Source organism: Pseudomonas vancouverensis, assembly GCF_004348895.1.
Lineage (GTDB): Bacteria > Pseudomonadota > Gammaproteobacteria > Pseudomonadales > Pseudomonadaceae > Aquipseudomonas > Aquipseudomonas vancouverensis.
The window spans coordinates 57,335-75,803 of sequence record NZ_RRZK01000019.1; the positions used below are offsets into that span (position 1 = coordinate 57,335).

Below are 18,469 nucleotides of genomic sequence, written 5' to 3' on the forward strand. Positions count from 1 at the left end.
GGCTCAGCCCTGGTTGAGCAGTTGACGCAAGTCGATCACTGCGGCGTTGGCCCGGGAAATGTAGTTGGCCATGACCAGCGAGTGGTTGGCCAGGATCCCGAAACCGCTGCCGTTGAGGATCATCGGGCTCCAGACCGTCTCCTGCGATGCCTCAAGCTCCCGAATGATCTGTCGCACGCTGACCGTGGCATTCTTCTTGGCCAGCACGTCGGCGAAGTCGACTTCGATGGCACGCAGCAAATGGGACAGAGCCCAGGCCTGGCCGCGTGCTTCATAGAACACGTTGTCGATCTGCAGCCATGGGGTTTCGACCACTTCTTCATCCACCTGCGGCACCTGGCCCGGCGCAACCACTTCGGTTTTCAGCGAAGTGTTCAGCTTGACCCGGCCGACGCTGGCCGACAGCCGTTGCGACAGCGAACCCAGGCGAGTACCGACATCCCCCAGCCAGTTGTTCAGGTTGTCGGCGCGCGCATAGAACAAGGCATTTTTCTGCGTTGGATCGGACAGTCGGGCCTGATAGCGGCTCAGGGAGTTGATGCCTTCCTGGTACTCCGATTCGCTGGACGGCAGGATCCAGCTCTTATTGTCGAAGTTGAAGCGCGGCTCGGCCTTGGCCAGGTCGGCGTCTTCAGCCGATTGCGACTGCGATCGGGCGAAGTCCTTGCGCATGGCGCGCGTCAGGTCGCGTACCTGCACCAGCACGCCGTATTCCCAGCTCGGCATGTTGTCCATCCACAGGCCTGGCGGAAAACGGTCGTTGGAAATGTAGCCGCCCGGCTTGTTCAGCAATGTGCCGGCGACGGTCTTGAGGGTTTCCACCGTGGTGTAGCCGACGACCATCTGCTTGCCTTCTTTCTCGGCCGCCATCTGCGCGTTCTGGGCAACCGGGAACAGCGCGGGCTCTTCACTCCAGTACCAGCCCAGGGCAATGGTCACCAGCAGGTAAAGGCCGACCAGGGTGGCCAGCGCTCGACTGAACAGCAGGCCGCCGACGTAGCTGCGGGTGGCCGACTTTGGTTCAGCGGCACGTTCAGGCGCACTGCCTGTGCGGTTCTTCCAGTCCAGCATGGCGATATCCTTTCAATCACTTGAGTTCGTTGATTCGACCACAACCATACAACAACGTGCCTTGCCCCGGCACCCGCCATTGCACAGTGGCGGGAAATTACTGGCTTGCCGTAAGTGCACAATAATGCCCTTGCGCACGCACGCCTCGCCTGTTGCAGCCCGGATCAGGCTCTAGGGGATTCCCCTACCCTGTTGTGGCCGCAAGCGGCACTGATCCGATGCTATCTCGATCGCGAAAAGCAGACCTTCTCATTAATGCAGATCCAGCTCCCTCGTGAAGGCCAGCACCCTTCAGGCCACGGTAAACAAGGACTCCACGGACCTGAAGGTGACCAATCAGTCACGAACTGAATGACTTCTGTGCACAGATTATTGACGTACATCTCTCATGTAACCGGAAAGTGGTGCTAGCATAGAGCCACCAGTCGATCTCAGCGTGCCCCCTAACTAGTAGTCAGGATATGACCGAGCCAGAAGATCCCAGCCGCGAGCGCCTCAAGCACCACTTTGCCCAGCGGGTAATCCATCAGGCACGTCAGATTCTTGAGATATGGCAACGCCTGCAACGCAGCGAATGGTCCACCGCCGATCTGTCGGAATTGAGCGAGGCCAATTTGCGCCTGTTGCGCTTCGCCGAGCGTTTCGAACAACCGGAACACACGCAACTGGCACGCCACATCGGTCAGTCGCTGGAAGCTGTCGACGCCAATCGCGGGCGCCTCAGCAGCGGCCTGATCACTGACCTCAACCGTTTGATGCAGCGCCTGTCGCGTACCGGCCTGCGTCACGGCGATCAACTCGATCAAACCTTCCTGCCACCACTGCGCAAGCCGATCTACGTGATGCTGCAAGATCACGACCGTGCCGAACGCCTGGCCAAACAGCTGGAGTTTTTCGGGCTCACGGCGCAGTCCCTGAACAGCGTAGACGCCTTTCGCTCATCCATGGTCGAACGCTTGCCCGCCGCCATCGTGATGGACGTGGATTTCAGCGGCACCGGTGTCGGCCTCAAGCTCGCCGCCGAAGCCCAGGAAGGCCTGGACCATCGTCTGCCGTTGCTGTTCTTCAGCCTGCACGAAACCGATACCCCGACCCGACTGGCCGCCGTGCGAGCCGGTGGTCAGGAATTTCTGACCGGCACCCTCGAAGCGTCGAGCCTGCTGGAAAAAATCGAAGTACTGACCTGCGTCGCCCAGTACGAGCCTTATAAAGTGCTGATCATCGACGACTCCCGCGCCCAGGCCCTGCACACCGAGCGCCTGCTCAACAGCGCCGGGATCGTCACCCGGACCCTGATCGAGCCGATCCAGGCCATGGCCGAGCTGGCGGATTTCCAGCCGGACCTGATCATCCTCGACATGTACATGCCGGCCTGCACCGGTACCGAACTGGCCAAGGTCATCCGCCACAACGACCGTTACGTCAGTGTGCCGATCATTTACCTGTCGGCCGAAGACGACCTGGACAAGCAACTCGACGCGATGAGCGAAGGCGGCGATGACTTCCTGACCAAACCGATCAAGCCGCGACACCTGATCACCACGGTGCGCAACCGCGCGGCACGGGCACGCAACCTCAAGGCGCGGATGGTCCGTGACAGCCTCACCGGGTTGTACAACCACACACATATCCTGCAGCTGCTTGAAGACTGCTCGTTCCGCGCCCGCCGCGAAAACAAGCCGCTGAGCTTTGCGATGCTCGACATCGACCACTTCAAGCGAGTCAACGACAGTCACGGTCACCCCATGGGCGATCGTGTGATCAAGAGCCTCGCCCTGTTTCTCAAGCAGCGGCTGCGCAAGACCGACTTCATTGGTCGTTACGGCGGCGAAGAGTTCGCCATTGTCATGCCGGATACCGATATGGAAGCGGCCTACAACGTACTCGACGAGATCCGTCAACGCTTTGCCGAGATCCATTACCCGGCCCAACCCCAGGACCTGTGGTGCACATTCAGCGCCGGGGTGGTCGAGATGTGTGAAGACTCCGACAGCCTGATCATGGCCAGCCAGGCCGATGAAGCGCTGTACCGCGCCAAGGATGGCGGACGCAACCGCGTGCAGGCGTCTCGCACGTCAAAGCAAAGTGCCACTTTTTCATCGGATTCGACCGATACGGTCATAACCCTGTAACAGAAACGCAATAACTTCAGGCACTTACCATTTCTGCCGTTGGTAGTCCGTAATGCGCCTGAAGCTGCTGACCAATCTCAATACCCTCCTTTTGGTGGCCGTGTGCGTGGCACTCGGCGCGACACTGTGGTGGTCACAGAAAGCCCTTGAGCGCCCGTATCAACTGATGGAGCGCTATCTGGGCCTGTCGCAGACCTTTCAGAATGAAGTGGCGCGCAGCGTCGAGGACTACCTGGGCAGCGGCGACGCCTTGCGCCTGAGCAGCGCGGGCCAGGCCATCGACGGCCTGCAAAAGGAACTCGACGAACTGCCACCGGCGCTGGCCGAGACCTTGCGTCCGAGTTTGAAAAACCTCAACGAATTCAGCAAAACCGACCTGTTGGCCGCCGGTAAGCTCGCCGGCGATCCGCAGGCGCTGCTGTTGCAGGCCGAACGTGAACTGGGCGCCAGCCTTGACCAGCTCAGCCAGTATGCCGGCGGCAACGCGGCGTACCTGACGCCGTTGCTCGCAGCCTCGCAACATCTGGGCAAGCTGTCGTTGGCCCGGGACAAGTTGGTCAGCAGCGGCCGCAGCGAACTGGCCGCCGACGTCGAACGCGAAGTCGCCAGCATCCGCGCCCAAGCCGAGATCATCGACGCCCTGCCCTTGCTGGGTGTGACCACAAGCAGCGAATCGAACACCGATGATTTCGCCTCGATGATGGGCCTGGAAAACCAGGAAAAAACCGTCGCCGAAGATGCCGGTGTCGGTCTCAAGCGCGAACTGAACAGCTTGCTCACCCGCTATCCGGCCGAACTGGCGCGCACCCGCGATCAGATCCAGAAGCGCGCCGACCTCAGCAGCGCCACCCACCTGAAAATCGCCGACGTGCAGCAGGCCATTGCCGGACTTGAGCCGGTCGTCCGCGCACAGCATGGGCAGATCCAGGGCGAAGTACGGTTGATGCAGGGCGTGATGATCGGCCTGATCCTGCTGATTGCGCTGCTCATCGACACCCTGCAACGCAAACTGGCACGCACCCTGACCAATCTGGCGCCGGCCCTGTCGACCTGGGCCGAAGGTGACTTCAGTCGCGACATCGAGCTGGGCAAAACCAACCGCGAACTGCACGACATCGAAGCCTCGCTCAACCGCTTGCGCGCGTATCTGGTGGCGTTGGTGGGGACCATTCGTCTCAACGCCGAACAGGTCGCCGGCAGCAGCCGGACCCTGGCGGACCTGAGCAATGACTTGCACGATGGTGCCGAACATCAGGCCGGTGACACGGCGATGATCCGCGATTCCCTCAGCGAATTGGAGGCGACCATTCAGCAAGTCGCCGGCGATGCCAGCCAGGCCGCCGACGCCAGTCGCCATGCCGGCCTTGCGGTGGAGCATGGGCAAAAGGTCATCGGCCTGAGCCTCACCGGCTTGCACGCATTAGTGGGTGAAGTGCAGGGCAATGCGCAGATGATCGAGCATCTGGCAGAAGAGTCCGCGACCATCGGCGGCGTGCTGACCGTGATCCGCTCGATTGCCGACCAGACCAACCTGCTGGCCCTGAACGCCGCCATTGAAGCCGCCCGAGCCGGGGAAATGGGCCGGGGTTTTGCCGTGGTCGCCGAAGAAGTCCGCTCTCTGGCCCAGCGCACCGCCGGCGCCACTGGCGAAATCCAGACCCTGATTGCCGGCCTGCAAACCGCCGCACGCCAATCGGTGGAAGGCATGCGAGCCCAGGTCGAACACGCCGAAGCCACGGCCAACCAGGCCCAGGCGGCCGATGGCGCGCTGGATAAAATCGTCGGCGCGATCCAGACCATTTCCGACACCGCGGTGCGCATTGCCGATGTCACCGCCCAGCAGAGCGATGCGGTCAGCGAGATCCGCGACCACAGCGAGCGGATTCATCAACTGGGCGGGGACAACCTGCTGCGAATCGGTGAAGGGCGTGAGCAAGGCGAAAACCTGCTGGTTCTGGGTGGGCGACTGCACACGGCCGTTCAGGCTTTCCGCGTCTGATCGATCGCCACTGATAAAACTTCGCCGAACGTGCTTATTGCGGCGAATGACCAAACTTAATCGCTCAGTCATATATTTCGCGCAAACATCGGTCATCGTGCTGGCTATTGCAGAGAACTGGACAGTCACAAAGGCTTTGCGGCATAGTCGCCGGGTTCTGACAACTGCACACAGACGACAAAGGAACAGCCGATGGCGACCCTACTGGTTCTGCACGGACCCAACCTGAATTTGCTCGGCACCCGTGAACCGGGCACCTATGGCGCCACCACGCTGGCGCAGATCAACCAGGACCTGGAACGCCGTGCCCGCGAAGGCGGCCATCATTTGCTGCACCTGCAGAGCAATGCCGAATACGAATTGATCGACCGCATTCACGCGGCCCGCAGCGAAGGCGTGGACTTCATTCTGATCAATCCGGCAGCTTTTACACATACAAGTGTCGCATTACGTGACGCGTTGCTGGCAGTGAGCATCCCATTCATCGAAGTGCATTTGTCCAACGTGCACAAACGCGAACCTTTCCGCCATCACTCCTATTTCTCCGATGTAGCGGTAGGAGTGATCTGCGGCCTTGGCGCCAGCGGTTACCGACTGGCTCTGGAGGCCGCACTAGAGCAGCTTGAACAACAAGCTAAACGCCCCTGACCGACCCTTGGGAGTTGATGATTCATGGATATCCGTAAAGTTAAGAAACTGATCGAATTGCTGGAAGAGTCCGGCATCGACGAGCTCGAGATCAAGGAAGGCGAAGAGTCCGTACGCATCAGCCGTCACAGCAAGACCCCGGCCCAGCAGTACTACGCACCGGCGCCAATGCCTGCTCCGGCTGCCGCACCGGTTGCTGCCGCCGCACCGGCTGCCGCTGCCGCTGCGCCTGCTGCAGCTGCCGCACCAGCCTTGAACGGCACCGTTGCCCGTTCGCCGATGGTCGGTACGTTCTACCGCAAGTCTTCGCCAACCTCGCCGTCCTTCGTGGAAGTCGGGCAGACCGTGAAGAAAGGCGACACCCTGTGCATCGTTGAAGCCATGAAGATGATGAACCACATCGAAGCTGAAACCAGCGGTGTGATCGAATCCATCCTCGTTGAAGACGGCCAGCCGGTTGAGTACGACCAACCGCTGTTCACCATCGTTTGAACCGCGGAGAGCCTTTGATGACTGCGAAGTTGGAAAAAGTTCTGATCGCCAACCGCGGTGAGATCGCCCTGCGGATCCTGCGCGCCTGCAAAGAGATGGGCATCAAGACCGTCGCCGTTTACTCCAAGGCTGACAAGGAACTGATGCACCTGGGCCTGGCAGACGAGTCCGTCTGCATCGGTCCGGCATCGGCCGCCCAGTCCTACCTGCACATTCCGGCAATCATCGCCGCCGCCGAAGTGACTGGCGCCACCGCCATTCACCCAGGCTACGGCTTCCTTGCGGAAAACGCCGACTTCGCCGAACAGGTCGAAAACTCCGGCTTCGCGTTCATTGGCCCGAAAGCCGAAACCATTCGCCTGATGGGCGACAAGGTCTCGGCCAAGCACGCCATGATCGCCGCTGGCGTTCCAACTGTTCCGGGTTCTGACGGCCCGCTGCCGGAAGACGAAGAAACCGCTCTGCGCATTGGTCGCGAAGTCGGTTATCCGGTGATCATCAAGGCCGCTGGCGGCGGCGGTGGTCGCGGCATGCGCGTCGTGCATAAAGAAGAAGACCTGATTTCCTCGGCGAAACTGACCCGCTCCGAAGCGGGCGCAGCGTTCGGCAACCCGATGGTCTATCTGGAAAAGTTCCTGACTAACCCACGCCACGTGGAAGTTCAGGTGCTGTCCGACGGCCAGGGCAACGCCATCCACCTGGGCGACCGTGACTGCTCGTTGCAGCGTCGTCACCAGAAGGTTCTCGAAGAAGCGCCGGCACCAGGCATCGACGAGAAGGCACGTCAGGAAGTCTTCGCTCGCTGCGTCAAGGCGTGCATCGACATCGGCTACCGCGGTGCCGGTACTTTCGAGTTCCTCTACGAAAATGGTCGCTTCTACTTCATCGAGATGAACACTCGTGTCCAGGTAGAGCACCCGGTTTCGGAAATGGTCACCGGTATCGACATCGTCAAGGAGATGCTCAGCATCGCCGCCGGCAACAAGCTGTCGTTCACCCAGGATGACGTTGTCATTCGCGGTCACGCGCTGGAATGCCGGATCAACGCCGAAGACCCGAAAACCTTCATGCCGAGCCCTGGCACGGTCAAGCACTTCCACGCGCCAGGCGGCAACGGCGTTCGCGTCGATTCGCACCTGTACAGTGGTTATGCCGTTCCGCCGAACTACGACTCGTTGATCGGCAAGCTGATCACCTACGGCGCAACCCGTGACGAAGCCATGGCGCGCATGCGCAATGCGCTGGACGAGATCGTGGTAGACGGGATCAAGACCAACATCCCGCTGCACCGCGACCTCACTCGCGACGAAGGCTTCTGCAAAGGGGGCGTGAACATTCACTACCTCGAGCACAAGCTGGCTGGCGAGAAGCACTAAGCTTCGAACGGCACATGACAAAGCCGCCTTCGGGCGGCTTTGTTGTTTCTGAATTTTGCTAAACGCAAAACCTGTGGCGAGGGAGCTTGCTCCCGTTCGGCTGCACAGCAGCCGCAAAACCATTCAACCGCGCTTTATCAGACAGATTCGGATCTGCCGTTTTGGGACCGCTTCGCGCCCCAGCGGGAGCAAGCTCCCTCGCCACAGGTAAAAGTTCATCCCTCATCCTTGGCAACCCGGTCGTCTTCTGCGTCACGCTCGCGTAAACTTGCGCGCTTCTCGCAGCCCGCTAGGCTGCAATCAATATTTTTCAAAGGTGCCCGCCATGCCTTGGCTGCAAGTCCGTCTCGCCATCAGCCCAGAACAAGCCGAAACCTACGAAGACGCTTTCCTTGAAGTGGGCGCCGTCTCGGTGACCTTCATGGACGCCGAAGATCAGCCGATCTTCGAGCCGGAACTCAACACTACGCCACTGTGGTCGCACACTCACTTGCTGGCTCTGTTCGAAGGTGGCACCGAGCCCGGCCCGGTGCTGGCTCATCTGGAACTGCTGACCGGCAGCCCGTTGCCTGAACATCACAGCGAAGTCATCGAAGACCAGGATTGGGAGCGCAGCTGGATGGACGGCTTCCAGCCGATGCGTTTCGGTCAGCGCCTGTGGATCGTACCGAGCTGGCACGCTGCGCCCGAGCCGGATGCGGTCAACCTGTTGCTCGACCCGGGCCTGGCGTTTGGTACCGGCACCCACCCGACCACCGCACTGTGCCTGGAATGGCTCGACGGCCAGGACCTGAAAGACTGCAATGTGCTGGACTTTGGTTGCGGCTCGGGGATTCTGGCGATTGCCGCCCTGCTGCTGGGCGCCAAACACGCCGTGGGCACCGACATCGACGTGCAGGCCCTGGAAGCCTCCCGCGACAATGCCGGGCGCAACAACATCGCTGAAGAACTGTTCCCGCTGTACCTGCCGGAAGACATGCCACAGGTTCAGGCCGACGTACTGGTCGCCAACATCCTCGCCGGCCCGCTGGTTTCGCTGGCGCCGCAACTGTCCGGGTTGGTCAAGTCCGGCGGCCGTCTGGCGTTGTCGGGCATTCTCGCCGAGCAAGGTGATGAAGTGGCCGCAGCCTATGCGAAGGATTTCGATCTGGATCCGATCGCCAATCGCGATGGCTGGGTGCGCATCACCGGCCGTCGGCGCTAGAATGACCGCCTGCATAATCCGGATCGCCGCATGACCGACAGCTTCGTCACCCAGTGCCCGCATTGTCAAACCAGCTTCCGCGTCAGCCATGCCCAGTTAAGCGTGGCGCGTGGCGTGGTTCGTTGCGGCTCGTGCCTGCAAGTGTTCAATGCGGCCAAGCAGCTGCTTGAGCAGGCCGGCAAGGAAGCACCGCCTCCGCCGCCGGCGCCGGTGGAAGCTGTCGAAGCGCCGCCACGCGCCATCAGCCAGAAACAATGGAGCGCGGCGGAGCTGGATCTGGACAGCCTGGACCTCGACGAAGAACTCGCCCGTCTCGAACAACGGGAAATCCAGCCGATCAGCGAATTCGGCCGGCATCGCGAAGACAACCTCAGCGCGCGCCGCGACAGTGTCGAGCACGACGATGAACCCTGGACCACCGATAGCCTGTTCAGCGAATCGAAGGCTGATCGCGCGCAAGCGATCAACGACCCCGACCCACTCGATACGCTGGAGCCCCCCGCGCATCCGGATATCCCCGACGATACAGAACAACCGCTGATCGAAACCGGGATTCTCGCGCGCACCGAACCGTCGCTCTCACTGGACCCGGTGGAGCTGGACGACGAACCGCAACCGCCACAGCTTCGCCTGCATGATCCACTGGATGCGTCAACTCATCACGAACGCCTCTCGGCAACCGCCACCGATGACATTGACGACGACCTGCCCTCGGTCGAACCACTGCGCAAGCAACGCGAGCGAAGCGCGCGCAGCGAACCTGGCGTGCGTGCCGAAGTGCTGCAGGACCTGACCGACGACCCGCTGCAACTGGACTGGCAAAAACGTCGCTCCCCCTGGGGCCGTCGATTGCTCTGGCTGGTACTGGTACTTCTGGCCGCTGGCGCACTCGCCGGCCAGTACATCGCCTACCATTTCGACGAACTGGCACGGCAAGACCAATATCGCCCGTGGTTCCAGGAGCTGTGCCCGCAACTCGGTTGCACCGTGCCGTCCAAGGTCGACATCGCAAAAATCAAAAGCAGCAATCTGGTGGTACGCAGCCACCCGGACTTCAATGGTGCACTGGTCGTTGACGCGATCATCTACAACCGTGCGCCGTTCTCCCAGCCCTTCCCGTTGCTGGAATTGCGCTTTGCCGACCTCAACGGCCACCTGATCGCCAGCCGTCGCTTCAAGCCGGGCGAGTACCTCAACGGTGACCTCGAAGGCATGGCGGAAATGCCTCCGCAGACGCCAATCCACATTGCGCTGGACATTCTCGACCCCGGCGCCAAAGCGGTGAATTACAGCCTGAGCTTTCACTCCCCGGAGTGAATCGCTTCACTGCGCACCGATTGACGTCGACTTTCTGACTCGGCCTGCCAAACCAAACCGCCAGCAATAACAACGCAACTGTTCAGATTTTGTTCAATTCAGCCTTTATCCAGTCATCGAGAGCGGGTATCATGCCAACCCTTTTTCGAACTCTCATGATCCGGCCCCACAACAGGGAAGTCCTATGTCGGCGGTACGCATCGGCCCATACACGTTACACAACAACCTGATTCTCGCCCCGATGGCGGGTGTCACGGACCAACCCTTTCGTCAGTTGTGCAAGCGATTGGGCGCGGGACTAGTAGTCTCAGAAATGGTCACCAGCGACATGAGTTTGTGGAACACCCGCAAGTCGCGCATGCGCATGATCCACGAAGGTGATCCCGAGCCACGTTCGGTACAAATCGCCGGTGGTGATGCGCAGATGCTGGCCGATGCAGCCCGGGCCAACGTAGAACTGGGCGCACAGATTATTGATATCAATATGGGGTGCCCGGCAAAGAAGGTCTGCAACAAGGCCGCCGGCTCCGCGTTGCTGAAAGATGAAGCATTGGTGACCGAGATCCTGCACGCCGTCGTGGCGGCGGTCGATGTGCCGGTCACCCTGAAGATCCGGACCGGCTGGGACCGGGACAACAAGAACGGCCTGACCGTGGCGAGGATCGCCGAGCAGGCAGGCATTACGGCGCTGGCGGTACATGGCCGCACCCGTGCCGATCTGTACACCGGTGAAGCCGAGTACGACACCATTGCCGCGATCAAGCAGGCGGTGTCGATTCCGGTTTTCGCCAATGGCGATATCGACTCGCCGCAAAAGGCCCGATACGTGCTCGACGCGACCGGTGCCGATGGCCTGTTGATTGGCCGGGCTGCCCAGGGGCGGCCGTGGATTTTTCGCGAGATCGACCATTTCCTGCGTACCGGCGAGACACTCCCGGCGCTGGAGCTGATCGAGGTGGAACGCATTCTGCTAGAGCATCTGGCTGCCCTGCACGCCTTCTACGGCGATGTCATGGGCGTGCGTATCGCTCGAAAGCATGTGGGCTGGTATCTCGCAACCTTGCCGGGCGCCAGGGAGTTCCGCGCCCATTTCAATCGTTTGGATGGTACGGAAACACAATGCGCCAACGTTCGGGAGTTTTTTGCCGAGCGTTATAAGAGCCTGACAGGGGACGGAGAAGGGGTGGCCGCATGACGATGATGACCGAGACTTTAGTGAGTGGAACAACACCCGTGAGCGACAACGTGAATTTGAAACAGCACCTCAATACGCCAAGCGAAGAAGGCCAGACCCTTCGCGGGAGTGTCGAGAAGGCGCTGCACAATTATTTCGCCCACCTTGAGGGCGCTGCCGTCACGGATGTGTACAACCTGGTGCTCTCCGAAGTCGAGGCCCCCCTGCTCGAGTGCGTGATGAACTACGTCAAGGGCAACCAGACCAAGGCCAGCGAGCTGCTCGGACTCAATCGAGGCACGCTGCGCAAGAAACTCAAGCAGTACGATTTGCTGTAAGCATTCAATCAAACCAGAAAGGCGCCCGCGTAAAACCGGTCGCCTTTTTTGCTGACTCCTTTGCTTTTGATGGAAATTGAAATGACCGACCAGACTACCCGCCTGCCGATCCGCCGCGCCTTGATCAGCGTTTCCGACAAGACCGGCATTCTCGACTTTGCCAAAGCGCTTGAAGCACTGGGCGTCGAGATCCTCTCCACCGGCGGGACGTTCAAACTGCTGCAGGACAACGGCGTTGCCGCAGTGGAAGTCGCGGATTACACCGGTTTCGCGGAAATGATGGACGGTCGGGTCAAGACCCTGCACCCGAAAATCCACGGCGGCATCCTCGGTCGTCGCGGTATCGATGACGCCATCATGAACGAGCACGGCATCAAGCCGATCGACCTGGTGGCGGTCAACCTGTATCCGTTCGAAGCCACCATCAACAAGCCAGGCTGCGACCTGCCGACCGCCATCGAAAACATCGACATCGGCGGCCCGACCATGGTCCGCTCCGCAGCCAAGAACCACAAAGACGTGGCCATCGTGGTCAACGCCAGCGACTACGCCAGCGTCCTGGAAAACCTCAAGGCCGGCGGCCTGACTTACGCCCAGCGTTTCGACCTGATGCTCAAGGCGTTCGAACACACCGCTGCCTACGACGGCATGATCGCCAACTACATGGGCACCGTGAACCAGGCGGCTGACACCCTCTCGACCTCCGGTCGCAGCGAATTCCCGCGCACCTTCAACAGCCAGTTCATCAAGGCCCAGGAAATGCGCTACGGCGAGAACCCGCACCAGAGCGCGGCGTTCTACGTGGAAGCCAAACCCGCCGAAGTCGGCATCGCCACCGCGACCCAGCTGCAAGGCAAGGAACTGTCGTACAACAACGTGGCCGACACCGACGCCGCGCTGGAGTGCGTGAAGAGCTTCGTAAAACCGGCCTGTGTGATCGTCAAGCACGCCAACCCGTGCGGCGTGGCCGTGAGCCCTGACGCCGAAGGCGGCATCCGCAAGGCCTATGACCTGGCTTACGCCACCGACACCGAATCGGCCTTCGGCGGCATCATCGCCTTCAACCGCGAGCTGGATGCCGAAACCGCCAAGGCCATCGTTGATCGCCAGTTCGTCGAAGTGATCATTGCCCCAAGCGTCAGCGAAGAGGCCCGCGCCATCGTCGCCGCCAAAGCCAACGTGCGCCTGCTGGCTTGCGGCGAGTGGTCGGCTGACCGTGCTGCTGCCTGGGACTACAAGCGCGTCAACGGTGGTCTGCTGGTGCAGAGCCGCGACATCGGCATGATCAGCGCCGATGACCTGAAAGTCGTCACCAAGCGCGCTCCGACCGAACAGGAAATCCACGACCTGATCTTCGCCTGGAAAGTCGCCAAGTACGTGAAGTCCAACGCCATCGTCTACGCCAAGAACCGCCAGACCATCGGTGTCGGCGCTGGTCAGATGAGCCGGGTGAACTCCGCTCGTATCGCTGCGATCAAGGCTGAACACGCCGGTCTGCAGGTAGCCGGTTCGGTCATGGCTTCCGACGCATTCTTCCCGTTCCGTGACGGTCTGGACAACGCAGCCAAGGTCGGTATCACTGCGGTGATCCAGCCAGGTGGTTCGATGCGTGATGCTGAAGTGATTGCTGCTGCTGACGAAGCCGGTATCGCGATGGTCTTCACCGGCATGCGCCACTTCCGTCACTAACAAGACGACGGTCGCACTGAAGCCGGCATCTGCTGCGTTGGAGCCGACCTCGATGATGCTCATTGCCAGAAGGCAACTCCGCTCATCGAGGCCGACTCCGCCTTGCATCTACCGGCTGCATTGCGACCTCCTAACGCGAAAAGCGCTTTAGGTTCCAATACAGAATTAGCGTCATCCGAGGTTTTTGAAATGAATGTTTTGATCATTGGCAGCGGTGGCCGTGAACACGCACTGGCCTGGAAAGTGGCTCAGGATCCGCGTGTGCAGAAAGTATTCGTGGCCCCTGGCAACGCCGGTACCGCCATCGAGGCCAAGTGCGAGAACGTCGCCATCGACGTGCTGGCGCTTGAGCAGCTTGCCGACTTTGCCGAGAAAAACGTTTCCCTGACCATCGTCGGCCCTGAAGTGCCACTGGTTGCCGGTGTTGTCGATCTGTTCCGCAGCCGCGGCCTGGATTGCTTCGGTCCAACCGCCGGCGCAGCTCAGCTGGAAGGTTCGAAAGCCTTCACCAAGGATTTCCTGGCTCGCCACAAGATCCCGACTGCCGACTACCAGAACTTCACCGAGATCGAGCCGGCCCTGGCTTATCTGCGTGAAAAAGGCGCACCGATCGTGATCAAGGCCGACGGCCTGGCCGCCGGTAAAGGCGTGATCGTTGCCATGACCCTGGCCGAAGCCGAAGACGCCGTACGTGACATGCTCGCCGGCAATGCTTTCGGCGATGCCGGTTCGCGCGTCGTGATCGAAGAGTTCCTCGACGGCGAAGAAGCCAGCTTCATCGTCATGGTCGACGGCAAGAACGTGCTGCCGATGGCCACCAGCCAGGACCACAAGCGCGTCGGCGACGGCGACACCGGTCCGAACACTGGCGGCATGGGTGCTTACTCCCCGGCCCCGGTCGTCACCAGCGAAGTGCACAAGCGTGTCATGGACCTGGTGATCTGGCCGACAGTCCGCGGCATGGCTGAGGAAGGCAACGTCTACACTGGTTTCCTGTATGCAGGCCTGATGATCGACAAGGCTGGCAACCCGAAAGTCATCGAGTTCAACTGCCGTTTCGGCGACCCTGAAACCCAGCCGGTGATGCTGCGCTTGCAGTCGAGCCTGGTCCTGCTGGTCGAGGCCGCTCTGGCCCAGGCCCTGGACAAGGTTGAAGCACAATGGGACCCACGCCCGAGCGTCGGTATCGTGCTGGCCGCGGGTGGCTATCCTGGTGACTACGCCAAAGGCGTCGCCATCAAGGGTCTGGAAGCCGCAGCCGGGCTGGAAGGCAAAGTCTTCCACGCCGGTACGGCACTCAAGGACGGCCAGGTCGTGACGGCCGGTGGTCGGGTGCTCTGCGCCACGGCCATGGGCACCAGTGTCGATGCTGCACAGCAACAGGCTTACAAACTGGCGGCACAGATTGATTGGGACGGCTGCTTCTATCGCAAGGACATTGGCTATCGCGCCATTGCCCGCGAGCGTGGCGAAAGTCAGGAATAAGGGCGTCACCCTGCCAGGCAAGGGCTTCGGCCTCTTGCCTGGCTGTTCCCGCGCCGCGCATCGTTATATTCTGGCATCAACCTAAGAAGGGATTTCGCCGTGCGCTGGCTCAGGATTGCCATTAGTTTGACCGTCACGCTGTTGACCTTGCTCTGCATGCTGCCGGCTCAGGCCGCACAAGGCAGTGGCTGGGCGCTATTGCTCGACGAACAGGGCGACCTGCAACTGAGCGACATCCGCTCCGCGCGCTACACCAACCAATTCAGCCCCATCGAACTCGACCGCCTCACCGCTGCCGAGCCCGACGGCGCAGTCTGGCTGCGTTTCAGACTCGCACCCGGCAAGCACGAACAATTGCTGCGGGTATTCGCTCCCGACCTGCGCCAACTCAACCTCTATGTGCTGGACGGCGACAAGCTGATCGCACAAACCAACACCGGCAACGAACAGCCGCAAGCACAGCGACCTTTGCCCAGCAGCGATTTCATGCTGCCGCTGCCACAAAGCGACAAGCCCCTCGACGTCTACCTCAGACTGGCGTCTGACCATCAGTTGCGTCCCTACGTCACTCTGCAGTCAGCGGTCATGGCCGCCGCCAACCAGAAGCAGACGCTGATCTACGGGCTGTTGTTCGGCTGTATCGCGATGCTGATACTGCATAACCTCATCCGCTATGCCTACACACGTTCGCGCAGTGCACTCTGGCTGGCGATCTGTGAAGGGATGCTGATGCTCAGCCTGATGTTGCTGCTGAACCTGGCGGGCCCATGGCTGCCCGACTGGCATGCCTTGCAGACCCCGGGTGCCTACCTGACGCTGCTGTTGACGGCACCTTGCGGCCTGATGCTTGCGCATCGTTTCTTCACCCCTTTGGGGCCGCATCCTCTGCACAGATTGATGCTGGGTGAAGTAGTACTGATTACCGCCAGCGCTCTGATGCTGCTGTTCGTCAACACCTTGCCCCTGAACTACATCACCTATGCCCTGGTAGCGCTGGCCGGGCTGACCATGCTCTTCGTCAGTGCCTATCACTGGCAAAAGGGCTATCGGCCGGCGCGCCTGTTCGTCGCCGCCATGGTGGTGTTCAACCTCGGGACGCTGGTCATTCTCCCTGCCCTGCTCGGCCTGACCCTGATCGAGCCCCATGGCCTGATCGTCACCCTGCTGGTGTTCGTCTGCATCAGCGGGTTGCTGATGAGCATCGCCCTGAGCGAGCGCCAGCGCAGCATTACCGAAGCACGGTTCAGCATCAGCCGTGACCTGGCGGCCAGCAATGCCGAGATCAACGCCAAGGCCGAGTTCCTGGCGAAAATCAGTCATGAAATCCGCACCCCGATGAACGGGGTACTGGGCATGACCGAGTTGTTGTTGGGCACCCCGCTCTCGGTCAAGCAGCGCGATTACGTGCAAACCATCCACAGTGCCGGCAACGAGCTGCTGACACTGATCAACGAGATTCTGGACATCTCCAAACTCGAATCCGGGCAGATTGAGCTGGACGACGTGCAGTTCGATCTCAACGCCCTGATCGAAGACTGTCTGAGTATCTTCCGCGCCAAAGCCGAACAGCAGAACGTCGAGCTGATCAGCTTCATCCAGCCACAAGTGCCGAGGGTGATCAGCGGCGACCCGACACGTTTGCGACAAACGCTGTTGAGCCTGCTGGAAAACGCCCTGAAGAAAACCGACGAAGGTGAAATCCTCGTCGTCGTCGCCCTCGACGAGCGCAGCGCCAAACCGCGCCTGCGCATCGCCGTGCAGGACAGTGGCGAACCCATGGATGCCGAAGAGCGCGATGCGTTGATGCATGCCGAATTGCACAGCCAGCACTTCCTTTCGGCCACCCGCCTGGGCGGCAATCTGGGGCTGGTGATCGCCCGCCAGCTGATTCGCCTGATGCATGGCGAATTTGGCATCAAGACCGGCAGCAACCAGGGCAGCACACTGTGGCTGACCTTGCCGCTCGATCCTGACCGCCTCGAACATCCGACCTCGGATCTCGATGGGCCGCTGCAAGGCGCACGAGTGCTGGTGGTCGATGACAACGACACCTGTCGCAAGGTGCTGGTGCAGCAGTGCAGCGCCTGGGGCCTGAATGTCAGCTCCGCCTCGTCCGGCAAGGAAGCGTTGGCGCTGCTGCGCACCAAGGCACATCTGCGCGATTACTTTGATGTGGTCCTCGTCGACCAGAACATGCCTGGCATGACCGGCATGCAACTGGCCGCCAAGATCAAGGAGGATCCGAGCCTCAACCATGACATCCTGTTGATCATGCTCACCGGTATCAGCAATGCCCCGAGCAAGATCATTGCGCGCAACTCGGGCATCAAGCGCATCCTCGCCAAGCCAGTGGCCGGCTACACGCTCAAGACCACCCTGGCCGATGAGCTGGCCCAACGCAGCAAGGGCCTTGTTGTGGTGCCGACACCACAAAATGGCCCTGCCCTGCCGGTCAAGGTGCCTAGCGATTTCCGCATCCTGGTAGCCGAAGACAACAGTATTTCCACCAAGGTGATTCGCGGGATGCTGGGCAAGCTCAACCTGCAACCGGACACCGCCTGCAACGGCGAAGAAGCCTTGCAGGCGATGAAAGCGCAGCGTTACGACCTGGTGCTGATGGACTGCGAAATGCCGATCCTCGACGGGTTTTCTGCGACCCAGCAACTGCGTGCCTGGGAAGTCGGCAATCAACGGGTGCGCACGCCCGTGGTGGCATTGACTGCGCACATCCTTGCCGAGCACAAGGAACGGGCGCGACAGGCGGGCATGGATGGGCACATGGCCAAACCGGTCGAACTGTCGCAGTTGCGCGAACTGATCGAGCACTGGGTGGCCCAGCGCGATCAGCAGAATCGTACAACGACGCAAACGTCCTGAGCCGACAGACTGCCCGGCCCCTGATAGACTCCCTCTCGACTTCCCTCGCCAGTGAGCCCGGCACCATGCTCCATGTGTTATTCAGCGTTTACCTGAAGATGCTGGTGCTCTACAGCCCGTTCTTCGTGTTGTCCTGCTTTATCAGTCTGACTCGCGGTTACTCGCGCAAGGAGCAGCGCAGACTGGCCTGGAAGGTAGCCGTTGCCACCCTGGTCTCCAGCGTCCTTCTGTACTTGTTCGGTCGAGTGATCTTCAGCGTGTTCGGCATTACCGTCGATGCGTTCCGCATCGGCGCCGGCAGTGTGTTGTTCATCTCGGCACTGGGAATGGCGCAAGGAAAGTCGGCGGTACAGACCGACAACGTACAGCAGGATGTGACCATCGTGCCACTGACCATTCCGCTGACGGTCGGACCCGGGACAATTGGTGCCTTGCTGGTCATGGGGGTGAGCCAGCCACACTGGGACGACAAACTCACAGCTATTGTCAGTATTGCCCTGGCCAGCTTCACCGTAGGCGTAGTGCTTTACCTGTCGAATCGAATCGAGCGGATTCTCGGTGACCAGGGCTTGCAGATTGTCAGTCGCTTGATGGGGTTGTTCGTATGTGCACTCGCGGCGCAGATCATTTTCACCGGCGTAAAAGGCTATCTGGTTCCTTGATGTTC

Annotated in this window: 14 protein-coding genes; 13 read left to right on the plus strand and 1 reads right to left on the minus strand. The window is 60.7% G+C overall.

What is annotated here, in order from left to right:
• Nucleotides 1-3: 3 nt before the first annotated feature.
• Nucleotides 4-1,071 (minus strand): DUF2333 family protein, encoded by a 1,068-nt coding sequence (locus EIY72_RS14505; protein WP_093226961.1) that lies wholly within the window; start codon nt 1,069-1,071, stop codon nt 4-6.
• Between the two features lie 461 nt (nt 1,072-1,532).
• Here EIY72_RS14505 and gcbA point away from each other — a divergent pair, with 461 nt between their 5' ends.
• From gcbA to EIY72_RS14575, 13 genes are all read left to right on the plus strand, one after another.
• A complete protein-coding gene (gcbA, locus tag EIY72_RS14510; protein ID WP_093226964.1) occupies nt 1,533-3,203 on the plus strand; it encodes a diguanylate cyclase GcbA in 1,671 nt (556 codons plus the stop codon).
• Nucleotides 3,204-4,473: 1,270 nt separating this feature from the next.
• Entirely contained in the window at nt 4,474-5,202 is a 729-nt protein-coding gene (locus EIY72_RS30345; RefSeq protein ID WP_371315414.1) for a methyl-accepting chemotaxis protein, read from the plus strand.
• A 192-nt stretch (nt 5,203-5,394) separates the two neighbouring features.
• The gene (aroQ, locus tag EIY72_RS14520) at nt 5,395-5,850 is read left to right on the plus strand and encodes a type II 3-dehydroquinate dehydratase (RefSeq protein ID WP_093226973.1); all 456 of its coding nucleotides are present in this window, start codon (nt 5,395-5,397) and stop codon (nt 5,848-5,850) included.
• Nucleotides 5,851-5,874: 24 nt separating this feature from the next.
• Nucleotides 5,875-6,342, plus strand: a complete 468-nt coding sequence (gene accB, locus EIY72_RS14525; RefSeq protein ID WP_093226976.1) for an acetyl-CoA carboxylase biotin carboxyl carrier protein — start codon at nt 5,875-5,877, stop codon at nt 6,340-6,342.
• Between the two features lie 17 nt (nt 6,343-6,359).
• The gene (accC, locus tag EIY72_RS14530) at nt 6,360-7,718 is read left to right on the plus strand and encodes an acetyl-CoA carboxylase biotin carboxylase subunit (protein ID WP_093226978.1); all 1,359 of its coding nucleotides are present in this window, start codon (nt 6,360-6,362) and stop codon (nt 7,716-7,718) included.
• 325 nt (nt 7,719-8,043) lie between these two features.
• Nucleotides 8,044-8,922, plus strand: a complete 879-nt coding sequence (gene prmA / locus EIY72_RS14535; protein WP_093226981.1) for a 50S ribosomal protein L11 methyltransferase — start codon at nt 8,044-8,046, stop codon at nt 8,920-8,922.
• Between the two features lie 30 nt (nt 8,923-8,952).
• Entirely contained in the window at nt 8,953-10,239 is a 1,287-nt protein-coding gene (locus tag EIY72_RS14540; RefSeq protein ID WP_093226983.1) for a DUF3426 domain-containing protein, read from the plus strand.
• 184 nt (nt 10,240-10,423) lie between these two features.
• Nucleotides 10,424-11,434 (plus strand): tRNA dihydrouridine synthase DusB, encoded by a 1,011-nt coding sequence (gene dusB, locus EIY72_RS14550; protein WP_093226986.1) that lies wholly within the window; start codon nt 10,424-10,426, stop codon nt 11,432-11,434.
• Nucleotides 11,431-11,751, plus strand: a complete 321-nt coding sequence (gene fis, locus EIY72_RS14555) for a DNA-binding transcriptional regulator Fis (protein WP_007907419.1) — start codon at nt 11,431-11,433, stop codon at nt 11,749-11,751. Before dusB ends, fis begins: the two co-directional genes overlap by 4 nt.
• A gap of 81 nt (nt 11,752-11,832) precedes the next feature.
• Nucleotides 11,833-13,440, plus strand: a complete 1,608-nt coding sequence (gene purH / locus EIY72_RS14560; protein WP_093226989.1) for a bifunctional phosphoribosylaminoimidazolecarboxamide formyltransferase/IMP cyclohydrolase — start codon at nt 11,833-11,835, stop codon at nt 13,438-13,440.
• A gap of 189 nt (nt 13,441-13,629) precedes the next feature.
• The gene (gene purD / locus EIY72_RS14565) at nt 13,630-14,925 is read left to right on the plus strand and encodes a phosphoribosylamine--glycine ligase (RefSeq protein WP_093226992.1); all 1,296 of its coding nucleotides are present in this window, start codon (nt 13,630-13,632) and stop codon (nt 14,923-14,925) included.
• Between the two features lie 99 nt (nt 14,926-15,024).
• On the plus strand, nt 15,025-17,802 hold the full coding sequence (locus tag EIY72_RS14570; RefSeq protein ID WP_093226994.1) for a hybrid sensor histidine kinase/response regulator: 2,778 nt from the start codon (nt 15,025-15,027) through the stop codon (nt 17,800-17,802).
• A 65-nt stretch (nt 17,803-17,867) separates the two neighbouring features.
• The gene (locus EIY72_RS14575) at nt 17,868-18,464 is read left to right on the plus strand and encodes a MarC family protein (RefSeq protein WP_093226997.1); all 597 of its coding nucleotides are present in this window, start codon (nt 17,868-17,870) and stop codon (nt 18,462-18,464) included.
• The last annotated feature ends 5 nt before the right edge of the window (nt 18,465-18,469 follow it).